Below are 13034 nucleotides of genomic sequence, written 5' to 3' on the forward strand. Positions count from 1 at the left end.
CCGAAAAGGGATAAATTATGGAAAGCGGTGTGCTTGGAAACTTGCTCGCACCGTTTGGACGGGGGCTGTTGGTAATATTTGATAGAAAAACAAATCCTATCAAAGAAACGCCAATAATCTATCCGTACTTCAAAAAGATTTAAAATTAATTAATTGATATTTATTAATGAAGTGAGAGGTTACTCTTTATAATGATGGTGGTAGATGAAGAGGGTTTTGTTGAGGTTATTTGTGGCCCAATGTTTTCAGGAAAAACAACCGAATTAATTAAACGAATTAATTTTTTAAAACCTTTGAAATTACAATTTTTAGTTTTCAAACCGTTTATTGATAATCGTTATTCGTGTAAAAGTGAATTAATTAATCATAATTTAGAAACAGCTCCTGCTATTTTAATTCGTCAAAGCAAAGAAATTTTTAATTTTATGAAATCTAGAATTGATTTAATAATTATCGATGAAGCTCAATTTTTAGATTCTGATATTGAAACTATTGTTAATGATTTATCTTATAAAGGTATACGTATTATTATAGCTGGTTTAGAATTAGATTTTCGCGGTAGACCTTTCGGTTCTATGCCATATTTATTATCTATCGCTGACAGAGTTACTAAATATAGATCTTATTGTTTTCTTTGTGGCAAAGAAGCATCTCGGACCCAAAGAATTTATTTTAATTTGAAAAATAAAGTTTCAATCGACAAAGAATCGATAATTTTAGTAGGTGGAAAAGATTACCATGAACCTTGTTGTCGTAAATGTCATAAATTTTAAATTATTTTTATAATAATTTTTTTAAGTTTGAATTTTTTATGGAAAAAAAACATTTTTTGTTTATGAAAGAAGCTTTTAAGGAAGCTCAAAAGGCTTTTGAAAAAGGAGAAGTTCCTGTAGGAGCTGTTGCAGTTATAGATGATAAAATTGTAGCTAGAGCTCATAATAATACAGAGAATAGTCAATTATTTTTTAGTCATGCAGAATTTTTAGTTCTTATAGAAGTTAATCGTCAATTGAAAAATTATCGTATGAATATGGTAAGTATTTATGTGACTTTGGAACCTTGTATTATGTGTTTCGGAGCTTTAATTCAATCTCGAGTTAATAAAATTTATTATAGTGCTTCTAATATTAATTTTAATTTTTATCATAATTTTTTATATATTTATAATAATTTAAAATATCATGAAAAATTTGTTAAATTATTTATTTTCGAATCAGAAAGTAAGAATATTTTGAGAAAGTTTTTTGCTAATTTAAGGCATAAAAAATTTTATAATTGATTTTTTAATGTATAATAAATTAGTTGATAATTTTTTTAATTATATATTTAATAATTTTTTTTAAAAATCATCATTCAATGTTAATTAAAATGAATTTGGTCAGATCTTAGTTGAAGCAGCCATAAATTTTTATTTCATGTGAATGGTGATTTTTAAGAAAATTTGTTATATAATTTATATATATAAAAGATAATTTAGTTTTCAAATGACAATAAATAGGATAGGTTAAGGTTTTGGGTTTTAATTTTTGGAATAAAAGTAAATTTCAACTTTTACCTTTAGTTTTTGATGCTGTAAAAGGTGATCCTTTTCATGAGGAGGATTATCAGTTAGATCAACAACAAGGTAAAATTCAATTTTATTATTTGAAACAAAATGAATATCAAGATAATTTTGCTAGATTAAATCAGTATGTTATTTGGACTTTAAAAGATAATATTTATCGAGTTTTTATTGATAAATTTTATTACGAAAAATTTAGTATTTTATATCAACCTGAAATTAATATTTATTTTATTAAATATATTTTTTCTTCTTTAAAAATTTATAATTCTATGTTATTAAATAGATATTTGTGTATGTTTTTCGGATTTTTGTTTTATGCGTTGAATGTTTTTGTATATTTTAAATTCAACTTCTTTTTGGGATATTTAAAATTAACATTAATGTTTTTGTTGTTTCTATTATTATTAATTTGCTCGTTCTTTGTAATTAGATATCAAAATAATATTTTTTTAGATAAAAAAAAGAAATTATTAAAAGAATTTAAAAATAATATGGAAAGTTTTTTAGGCAAAGAAATTACTGATAAAATTTTATCAGAACATAAAGAATATTTAACTTTAATATCCAATAAAAAACAAAATGAATAAATTTACTATTTTGGAATTCAATTTGAAAGATGACAATTATTTCAGAAAGGCATGCTTAAAATGAAATATTATCAAAGTATTGTAGTTGGTGGAGGTCATGCCGGTGTAGAAGCTGCTTTAGCTTTAGCAAAACAATCTCATAAAACTTTGTTAATTACTGGCAATTTAAAACAAATAGCATCTCTTCCTTGTAATCCTTCTATAGGTGGTCCAGCTAAAGGTGTAGTCGTGAGAGAAATTGATGCTTTAGGTGGTATTATGGGAAAAGCTGCTGATATTTGTCAAATTCAAATGAAAATGTTAAATACTTCTAAAGGACCAGCTGTAAGAAGTTTAAGAGCTCAAATAGATAAAATTAAATATCCTCAGTTTATCTTGCAAACACTTAAAAAAATGTCTAATTTAACTTTGATAGAGGATTTGGTCGAAAATTTAATTATTCAAGAAAACGATTCATGCGTTAAAGGAGTTAAATTAATTAGCGGCAAGATTATTTATAGTGATATTGTTATATTAACTACAGGAACCTATTTAACAAGTAAAGTTTTAATAGGTTCTAAAATTATAAATTCAGGTCCTAATAAATCTCCTACTACTTATGGTATAAGTGAACAATTAAAAAAATTTGGAATTGAAGTTATTCGTTTAAAAACAGGAACTCCACCTAGAGTTCATAAAGATACTATTGATTATAGTAAAACTGTTGAACAAGCAGGTGATAATGTTCTTCAAACCTTTAGTTCTCCTTCGGTTATTAATGATTTAGGCGTACAGAAATTATGTTTTTTGACTCATACTAATAATGATACTCATCAATTAATTCGTAAACATTTACATAAATCGGCGATGTATAGTGGTTATATTTATAGTTCTGGCCCTCGTTATTGTCCTTCTATAGAAGATAAAATAGTAAGATTTTGTGATAAAAATAGACATCAATTATTCATTGAACCTGAAAGTTTGTTTTCTGATGAGATGTATTTGCAAGGGCTTTCTATGAGTATGCCTTGTGAAGTGCAAGAAGAAATTTTAAAAACTATTCCAGCTTTTGCAAAAGCAAAAATTGTTAAATACGCTTATGCTATAGAATATGATGCTTTTAATCCTAATCAATTGTTTCACACTTTAGAAAGTAAAAAAATTAAAAATTTATTTTTAGCAGGTCAAATTAATGGTACTAGTGGTTATGAAGAGGCTGCATGTCAAGGATTAATTGCAGGTATCAATTCAGCCTTAAAACTTCAAAATAAACCTCCTTTTATATTAAAGCGTAATGAAGCTTATATTGGTGTTTTAATTGATGATTTAATTAATAAAGGGACTTATGAGCCTTATCGTTTATTAACTTCTAGAGCTGAATTTCGTTTATTATTGCGGCATGATAATGCGGATTTAAGATTAATGTCTTATGGTTTTAAATTTGGTTTAGTTGATGAAAAAACTTTTGATTGGTTGAAGCAAAAACAAATTCAAATTGATTCTTTAAAAGAGAAATTAAGTAATTTTTATTTAGATATAGATGATTTTCGTAAGTTAAATATTAATTTTGGTTCTCGTCGCATGAGTTTATATCAATTATTAAAAAGATCTGATTTAAATGAAAATGTTTTATATAATTTGTTTTCAAATCAATATTCTGCGGATGTTCTAGAACAAGTAGGAATTCAAATTAAATATGAAGATTATATTTTAAAATCCGAAAAAGAAGTTAAAAAAAATTCTTATTTAGAAGAAAAAATAATACCTAGTAATATTGATTATCGAATTATTAATAATTTATCTCAAGAAGCGAAAGAAAAATTAACTAAAATCAAACCTTTTAATATAGCTCAAGCTTCTCGTATTTCCGGAGTTAATCCTGTTGATATTAATATTTTATTAATTTATTTGCAAAAATATAGTAATTTTCATGTATAAATTATTTTTACAAAAAAAATTCACATTAAACAAATTACAAATGATGAAGTTTCACTTATACACTAAATGTTTATTCGAGTTCAATAATAAAATAAATTTAACTTCTATATTAGAGCCGGATTTGGTATATATTAAACATTTTTATGATTCTTTATTAGTTTCTTCTTTAGTTAATTTTGATCAAATTAATTCTTTATGCGATGTCGGTACGGGAGCAGGTTTTCCAGGAATTCCTTTAAAAATTGTATTTCCTCATTTAAATTTAATTTTAATTGAATCTTCTTATAAAAAAACTATTTTTTTAAAAAGTTTGGTTAAAAAATTATCTTTAAAAAATGTTTATATTTATAACCGGAAGATAGAAAAACATAATATTCGTTATGATTATCTTATAGCTAGAGCTTTAGGAAAATTAAATATTATTTTAAAGTTGGTTTATCCTTTGCTAAATAATCAAGGTAATTTTATTGTAATGAAAGGTCCTAATTATAATAAAGAGTTTGTAAATGATAAAATTTTTGATAAATTTATATTAAAAAATAAACAGATGGTTAATTTACCCAATCAATTAGGTACTAGAGTGAATTTGTTATTTAGTAAATTGATGTAATTTGATTTTTTTTAATTGTGATCGACAAATTTATAATTTCTGATTATGTTTATTTATCGATTTTAATTAATAGTTTTTTCTTATTTATTTAAATTTAATTTTTTGATTGTTATCTTGTAGTTATATGCGAATGGCATTTTTTGATAATAATAATTTTAATTTAAAATTTGAATATATATAGAAAGCGCTATTAGAGAAATAATAATAATGAAATTCTATCAACAAAAGTTTAATATTTTCGATTTTTATATTGATAGTATTTTCAATAACTTAATTATTAATCGAATTAATTTAAATATTTTTAAATGTGATTTTGGAATAATTTTAGTAGTTCGCTCCGGTTATATCTAGTTATTTTTTCTTATTGAATTAATTTTAATAAAAATTAAAATTTGTTTTTATTTCTTTAAGATTTATTTTTCGTAGTAATTTAATATTTTGTGGAATTTAGTTGATTTTTATTAATTATTTTATGCATATATTCGTTTAAAAATAATTTAAGTAATTTTGATTTATTTCAAAAAACCTAATTAAGACATCAAAATTTAGTTATTAAATTATTTATTATTTTTGATTCGAAAATAGAAAAAGGAATTAATATAGAATTTCATGAATAAGTTATGGGAAAATATTTCTTATATTTTAATATCTTGTTTTGTTACTACTAGTGTTTTTTTAATAGGGATCATTGTTTTTAATTATGATGAAATTAATAATTATAATAAACTTCATAATAATTCTCGAATTATTGAAAAAAATCCGAATAATAAATTTAATAAAATAGGATTACAAAATAGTAATCCTGCATCCTCTAATTCTATATTTCAACATGATGACCCTTCGGTATTAGAAAATGAAGAATCACAAAAGCAAAATAACCCGCAAGAAGATCCAGAACCCACTATACCAAGTTTTCCAGTAGCCACTAGTAAGAAGTTAAATTCAGATTCTTCAGAAAACGAAGAATCACAAAAGCAAAATAACCCACAAGAAGATTCAGAACCCACTATACCAAGTTTTCCAATATCCATTAGTCAGAAGTTAAATTCAGATTCTTCAGAAGACGAAGAATCACGAGATAAAATTGCTGCTTTAAATCAAAGACATTTTTATAACCCGGAATTTTCAGAATATATCCGAAAAATTTTAAATGGTGAATCGGTTGAGTGGAGAAATATTAAAAATTTACATCCTGAAGATTTATTTTCGTTTTTTAAAGAAGAACCTAATAAATTTTTTAATGAACACCAAAGAAAAATGATTATTAAAGATTATTTATCTGATTCTAATATTAGAAGATTATTAAAAGAATATATTCGTCATAGTTATATTAATTTTAAAGAATTATTTGCATTTGGATTTACTTGGGAACAATTAGCTTTTTATTTTGATTTTCAAACTGTAGATTTTGCTAAATATATTGAGCAAATTTTAGAAGGTAAAAAACTTGTATGGCGATCAATTCCAAATACTGTACAAAGTCATGATTTACTTGTATTTTTTGATGAAGAACCTAATAAATTTTTCACTCAAGAACAGCGAAATTTAATTATTAAATCTTATTTAACAAATATTGATGTTCGAGAAGTTTTAAAATGGTATATCAAGGAAGATCCTCAACGTATTTCACGATTGTTTAGATTTGGTTTTTCCGAAAAAGATCTAAAAAAAAATAAAATTTTAAGTTAAAAAATTTCTATAACTTTTTATAAATAAAATATCTTGTTTTTGAGAAACAAAATGTTTTATAAGGTTATTTAAATTTACATAATAATAATATTTATTTGAATTTTAGATTAATTGTTTTTTAAATTAATAAATTATAAATTATTTTTAATTTTATTTAAATATTTTTTAATTATTATAGAGTTATTATTTTTTATTTGGTAAAATTAATCGAGATTAAATTTTTAAAAAGTTTATCTCGATTAATTTCTTCTTTTTTTTACAATAAATCCCTTAATAAAGAAAGCTATAAAATATTTTATGAATATCAGAAAAATTTTTAATTACAAAGTAATTGTATGTATTATGAATTTATTATTGATAAGTGGAATGTTTTTTGCAATTTACGCTAATTATCAAACGCAAAAAAACTCTAATGAAATGTCATTGTTGACCAAAAGTAAAGTTCTTAATAAATATAATGATGATTTAAAAAGAGTTATTCCTGAGAAACAATTTGTTTCGGTTGATCAAGAACTTTTTAAAAGTGTTGCAATTAAAAGAAGAGAAAAAATTTTTCAAAACGATAAATTGATAGGATTTAAAATATATGAACACGAAAGTGATGAATTTCCTGTTGCTTTTGAAGAATATAATGATAAAAATTTTATAATAAGAGTTACTACATATAATAATTCGAACGGTTTGAAATTGTATACAATTCAATATGTTTATGATAGATCAAAAGTTATTCATAAAATTAAAGAAATTTATAATGATTTACAACAAATTATTCAAATAGAAATATATAATGTTAATTATATTAGTGTCGATAAATCTAATGATTTATTAAGTAAAGTTACTAAATATAATAATTTTAATAACGTTTCGTATACTATAGATTATATTTATGACAAAACTCAAAAAGTTATTCGCACTAACAAAGATATTTATAATGATAAAGGTAAACGTCTTTTTACGGAAGTTTATGATATTATCGATAATTCTGATATATCTTTTTTGAGAAAAAAGATTCGTTATTCTTTGAAAAGTGGTATAATTGAAGCTATTTTTCACTATTCCGATATAAAAGATAATAAAAAAACTATAGTTAAACAATTTTTTGTCGGCGGTCTTCTTGATAAAACTGTTAAAGAAGAAATCGATTTATTAGCTAATAAAAAAACTAAAATAGTTTATCAAGATCGTAATGATGAAATATTTAAGATTAGTAAATATGATTTGAATCGACAAATTTGGTGTTCAGATGTTTATAAAAATAAAGTTATTGTAGATAGACGTTGTGAATATACAAAAGATAAAAGCAATCGTTCTTATAAGCATTATCAAAAATTGCAAAACAAAGATGATTTAGTTCTTGTTGATGAACAATTTATTGATGAACAAAATAATGTCTGGAATAAACAATATATTTATAAAGCGAATGGCGAATTAGATCATTTTGTGTTGAAACAAATATATTATTAAAAATATTTTTTTATTATTTTTCGGATAGAAAAAAGTAATTAAATTTATAATAAATTTAAATTTTACTTTTTTATTTGTTATAAAATATTAATAAATATTTTAGGAAGCCAAAGAAGTATAAATATTCAGTGATTTTATCAATCACTAGTATTGATAAATATTAAAAAAGATTAAACAAGGTTCCTAAAAAGAACCAATTAGGAATTATAGCAAGTTTAATGATGCAATAAAATATTTAGTTTTACTACCCGAAAAAATTCTAAGGATTATTTACGAAAGAGTCCAGAAGACAAAGTAGAGGCTATATTAAAAAAAAGACCTATCTTGTAACTACTATACTTGAGCAATTAATAAGTTATCGATATAGATTAAATGTATCAGATATTTTATCAATAAAGAAACTTGGATATCTTACTTTTTTTACGGTAGTTCATTTTCCTTCAGAAAAAATCAAACTCGATATTTATATTAACCGAGAGAGAGAGAGAGGAAGGGAATCCTCAAAGCGGAGTTTATTAAATTAATCAATAAATTAAATAAAAATAGTAATTATTCCCAATGAAAAAGTGATTTCTTATCAATCGTAGGCATGAAAAGCTTAATTAGAAATAATTAAGCTCATCGTTCTTCCGATGACGAAGGGAATCTGAAAAAAATAGGGATAGATTAAAGGTAATTAGAAATCCAATTAATTATCGAACTTTAGTCGATAAAAAATCATTAAAAATAATTAGGATTTATAAAAAATTATTAGTATATTGGATATTATCTGCTAATAATTTTAGATAGTTAGTTTTCCTGAAATATCTGTGAAATAATGTAATTTTTGAAATTCTAGAGTAAAAAAATATAAATTATGATAAGTTGGATTCTCTTGTTAATGCTCTTCCGGTTAGGATGTAAGATTTTTGTGGTAATTATCAGAAAGATAAATTCTGAAAATCGAACTACACAAATAATCTATCTATATGATAGTAGTTTAATTAATAATTAATTATTATTTTTAAATTTTTTTAGAAAATATCATTTATTATTTCATTCTATTATGAAATTATATTGTTAAAATTAAAAATCAATATATAATAAGTTCAAACGAGAATATTTCTCTAAGGGGTTTTTGATATAATGCATGAAAAAAAATTTAAAAATGATGATGTTAATTGTTTAGATGATTTATCAAAAGGAAATCATGATCCTATAATAAATTTTTTAATTCAAAAAATAATTAATTTGTGTCAAGAAATTCAAAAAATAAATTTATTCAATGACAACTATATGAAAGATTTTTTAATTTTTTTACCTATTTATAGTGCTAATCCTTATACAAATTTAACTCCTCAATTTGCATCTAATATTCCTCAATTACATTTGGATTATCATTATAATGTAGATAATTTAAAACAACAACTTAGTAAAAATTTAGAAAAATCTAAGTTAATTACAACTAATAAAGAAATTTATTTAAATCAAGAATTTAAAAAACGAAAACAACAAAGTGTTTTGCAAAAAAGTCGAATTATTGCAGAATATAATATTCAAAAAGAAAAGTTGAATTACAAATATAATTTGGATTTTGAAAAGTTAAATTTGTTGGAAAAAGAATTACAACAACAACGAATGGAACAAAATAATTTTTTTACAGAACAATATTCTCAGGTTAATCAAAAATATCAAAAAAATGTTTCAGATATTTATGATTTTTTTCATCAAAAAATTATTATTTTAAATCAAAAAATTAAACAATTAAAAGATATTTTTAATCATTCTTTAGAAAATATGAAAAATTTTTATCAAAATCAAATTCAAAAATTACAAGAAAAACAAAAACAACAAGAGATTGATTTTTCTGAAGAAATTAAAAATGCTTTTAATGTTTTTCAACAAAAAATAGAAATGCATAATAAAATTTTTGATCAATTAAAATTTGAATTTATAAAACAACAAGAAATACTTTGGCAAAAAAAACATAAAATTTGGGATCAAAATATAATAGGATTTTTTTTTATTCATCCAATGTTTTTAAATAGTTACCCTGTTATGATGAATTTAATGCGAGAGTTTTTTTTGTATCAAAAAATATATTTGATGCGTTTGTATGATTGGCGTTTCCAATATATGAAATTTAAACTTATTTATAATCGTAAATTGAATATTGTTGAATATAAAAAGCAAATTTTCCAAAAAATAAAAAATTTTCAGATTAACAATCTTGATTTAATTAAAAAAAAAGAGCAAAAATTGATTTATAATAATTATTTACAAAAAATTGATAATTTAGAAATGGACTTAACATTATTAAAAATAAAAAAAAAATACGGTATAATTCAGGAAGAAGTTATAGATGAACAACATAAACAAAAATTATCTTATGAACATTTGCAAAAAAATTTTATTTTAATTGAAAAATTAAATGATATACAATATCAAAAAGATATATTATTATTGCAAAAACAAACTCAAGAACGTAAATTTTTGCTAAAAATGCAATTACAAATGAAAAAAATTCCTTTAAAAATGAAATATGATCATGAAATATTTGAAAATCTTCAAGAAATACAAAAATTAAAAGAAAAAATTTATAATTTAAATTATCATCAAGAATATGAAATAAATTTAAAAAATATTATTTATAAACAAAAAAAACAAAATTATTTATACAAAGTTGAAATACCAAAAATTAAAATTCGTGATATTATTGCTAAAAACAGTTTTATTAAACAAAAAAATTTAATAAATGTTATATTATTTAATAATTATTTAAATAAACAAAACCAAACGCATTCTAGAATTTTGCAAAAAATTAAAGAAAATTTGGATCTTTTTTGGAATTTGTATCCAAAAACAATTAATAACTATTTTTCTGTAATTAATTTAAACTTAATTTATAAATTAAATAAAATTTTTGTAGACAATATTATAGATGAACATTTTAAATATCTTTATTTATTGAAAATAAATATGTTTGATTTACGATTAAATAGGATAAAACAAAAAATTAATTTAAATAAAGTAATTTTAAATTTTTATAATCAAAATATTTCGTTTATTAGTGTATTAATGCATCAGATGAAATTAAAAAATTTGGATAAGAATACAAAATTTTTAGTTTTTTTTGAAAAAAAAATGAAAATTTATGAAAATATAGGGAATTTTTTCAAAAAAAAAATGAAATATTTAGAATATCAACAAAATAAACAACAACAATTAAAGCAACAAATGACTAATAAATTAAAAAAACAACAAAATCGTTTTGTACAAACTAATAATTTATTACAATATCAAATGTTTCAATTAACTATTAAACTTAGAAGTTTTTCGAATTCTAAATTTGGTAATCGTATTTTATATTGGTTTTATCTTAATAAAATGAAAAATAAATGGTCATATTATTATAATTATTTAGAATTACCTAGAAGTTTTTTTGGTCAAGAATATAATGATATTAATGAAGAAATTTCTCATATACAAAAAATTCAATCAGAGGAAGAACATTTTTTATTAAAAGAAAGTGAATATATTATTGATTGTATTTCTCAGGTATTTTTTGATATTACTCGGATAATACATGATGATAGTTTAAAAGATATTATAATTAAATATCAAAAACAAGAAAAAAAACTTCGTCATGATATTAGTTTATACGAAAAACAAAATAAATTAAAATTAAAAGAAATGAAATGGCAAATAGATTTAATTCAAGATAATTTAAAAGATTCTTCAATAGAAATAGATAAAGATTTCATTCTTCAAAAACAAAAAACTAAAAAAATATATGATAAAAAAACAAAAAAAATTAATTATGAATGTAAAAATCAATTATATCTCTATCAAAAACATGTAAAAGATCAAAATCATCGTAATAATCTTTTTAAGATGCATAAAAATGACGAAATAGACAAAATTTTATTTAAACATTTGCATCAAAATAAAGAAATTATTACAAGTAATAATCAATTGTTTAATCAAATTAATAAAATTAAAATTTATCAACAATTTCAAATCAAAAAAATATTGTTTTTACAAAAAATTCGTTTAATTTTTTTAAAATTTTTTTGGTGTTATAAATTTTATAAAAACAAACAACTTTTAAAAAAAGATTTTAATAAAAATTTGATTATTTTGAAACAAAAAATGTTGATTAAATTTATGCGATTATATAAAAAATTAATTCAAATATTTGGTATTTAAATTTTATATTATTTTAGTAAAATATACGAGGAAATTAGAATAATAATATGTATATAGGTGATAAAATTCGAAATTTGAGGTTGCAACAACAATTAACTCAAAGAGAATTGGCTCAAAAAATTAATATGACTACAGGTTATGTTTCGCAGATTGAAAATAATTTAATCTTGCCTTCTTTAAATACTTTATTTTTAATTTTAAAAATTTTTAAAATTTCAATAGTAGATTTTTTTAAATATGAAGAATCTATGATGGTTATCAATAAAAAAATAGATTTCAATATTCAACATAATCCTCATTTAAAAAATAAAATTTATCATATTTTTAAAAATTTAGATAAATTTAAAATAGAACCGCTTATTATTGATCTTAAACCCCAAGGTCAAACCGAATTACAACTTAAATCTTTGAGTCATGAATTTTTTTTTGTTTTAGAGGGAGAGGTTTTTTTAATTTTGGATAAATTACATTATTTGTTGAAACAAGAAGATACCTTATATTTAGGTTCTAATAAAGAATATTATTTTGTAAATAATCAAAATTATAAAAATTCTAAAATTTTAAAAATAATTATTTTTTAGAAAATAGTTCTAATGATATAAAAAAATATTATTTAATTGAAATAAAAAATATTAATTATATTGGTTTTCTTTAAAATTGATTATGTAAAATAATTAATTTTATAACTTTTTAGGAAATTATTTTGATTTTAATAAATTTATTATAATTATAAATTATTGAAAAAATAATAGGATTTTTTCTCAGATAGAAAAAAATTTTATAGATAGTTTTTAGGAGATGTTATGATATAATCTTACTATATAATTAATTAGTATTATTAATAATTTATTTATAATTGATTTATTATTAATGCTGATGTGGCGGAATTGGTAGACGCATTTGACTCAAAATCAAACAAGTGAATAACTTATATCGGTTCGAGTCCGATCATCAGTACCATACCATCCAAAAAATTATTTGATTTTTAAAGTTACATGGAAGAACTATTCATGTT

The 13034-nt window shown here is 21.3% G+C and carries 10 protein-coding genes and 1 tRNA gene; all 11 read left to right on the forward strand.

Going from position 1 to position 13034, the window contains the following annotated elements:
• The first annotated feature begins 17 nt into the window (after positions 1-17).
• The 11 genes from OC705_RS00005 (at position 18) to OC705_RS00055 (ending at position 12979) form a co-directional block, all read left to right on the forward strand.
• Positions 18-143, forward strand: a complete 126-nt coding sequence (locus OC705_RS00005) for a hypothetical protein (protein ID WP_304513994.1) — start codon at positions 18-20, stop codon at positions 141-143.
• 48 nt (positions 144-191) lie between these two features.
• A complete protein-coding gene (locus OC705_RS00010) occupies positions 192-773 on the forward strand; it encodes a thymidine kinase (RefSeq protein ID WP_304512404.1) in 582 nt (193 codons plus the stop codon).
• 38 nt (positions 774-811) lie between these two features.
• The gene (locus OC705_RS00015; RefSeq protein WP_304512403.1) at positions 812-1279 is read left to right on the forward strand and encodes a nucleoside deaminase; all 468 of its coding nucleotides are present in this window, start codon (positions 812-814) and stop codon (positions 1277-1279) included.
• Positions 1280-1512: 233 nt separating this feature from the next.
• Positions 1513-2151, forward strand: a complete 639-nt coding sequence (locus OC705_RS00020) for a hypothetical protein (protein WP_304512402.1) — start codon at positions 1513-1515, stop codon at positions 2149-2151.
• Between the two features lie 60 nt (positions 2152-2211).
• Positions 2212-4068 carry a tRNA uridine-5-carboxymethylaminomethyl(34) synthesis enzyme MnmG gene (mnmG, locus tag OC705_RS00025; RefSeq protein ID WP_304513995.1) on the forward strand — a complete coding sequence of 619 codons (1857 nt, stop codon included), beginning with the start codon at positions 2212-2214 and terminating at the stop codon, positions 4066-4068.
• A complete protein-coding gene (rsmG, locus tag OC705_RS00030; protein ID WP_304512400.1) occupies positions 4061-4678 on the forward strand; it encodes a 16S rRNA (guanine(527)-N(7))-methyltransferase RsmG in 618 nt (205 codons plus the stop codon). Before mnmG ends, rsmG begins: the two co-directional genes overlap by 8 nt.
• A 609-nt stretch (positions 4679-5287) precedes the next feature.
• Positions 5288-6367 carry a hypothetical protein gene (locus tag OC705_RS00035; RefSeq protein ID WP_304512399.1) on the forward strand — a complete coding sequence of 360 codons (1080 nt, stop codon included), beginning with the start codon at positions 5288-5290 and terminating at the stop codon, positions 6365-6367.
• 297 nt (positions 6368-6664) lie between these two features.
• The gene (locus tag OC705_RS00040; RefSeq protein WP_304513996.1) at positions 6665-7831 is read left to right on the forward strand and encodes a hypothetical protein; all 1167 of its coding nucleotides are present in this window, start codon (positions 6665-6667) and stop codon (positions 7829-7831) included.
• Positions 7832-8956: 1125 nt separating this feature from the next.
• Positions 8957-12019 carry a hypothetical protein gene (locus tag OC705_RS00045; RefSeq protein ID WP_304513961.1) on the forward strand — a complete coding sequence of 1021 codons (3063 nt, stop codon included), beginning with the start codon at positions 8957-8959 and terminating at the stop codon, positions 12017-12019.
• A 47-nt stretch (positions 12020-12066) separates the two neighbouring features.
• Positions 12067-12600, forward strand: coding sequence for a helix-turn-helix domain-containing protein (locus OC705_RS00050; protein ID WP_304512396.1), 534 nt, complete (start codon positions 12067-12069; stop codon positions 12598-12600).
• A gap of 291 nt (positions 12601-12891) precedes the next feature.
• Positions 12892-12979: transfer RNA gene (locus OC705_RS00055), tRNA-Leu, on the forward strand.
• Positions 12980-13034: the final 55 nt, after the last annotated feature.

The sequence above is a fragment of the Candidatus Phytoplasma fabacearum genome (assembly GCF_030586805.1).
Lineage (GTDB): Bacteria > Bacillota_I > Bacilli_A > Acholeplasmatales > Acholeplasmataceae > Phytoplasma > Phytoplasma fabacearum.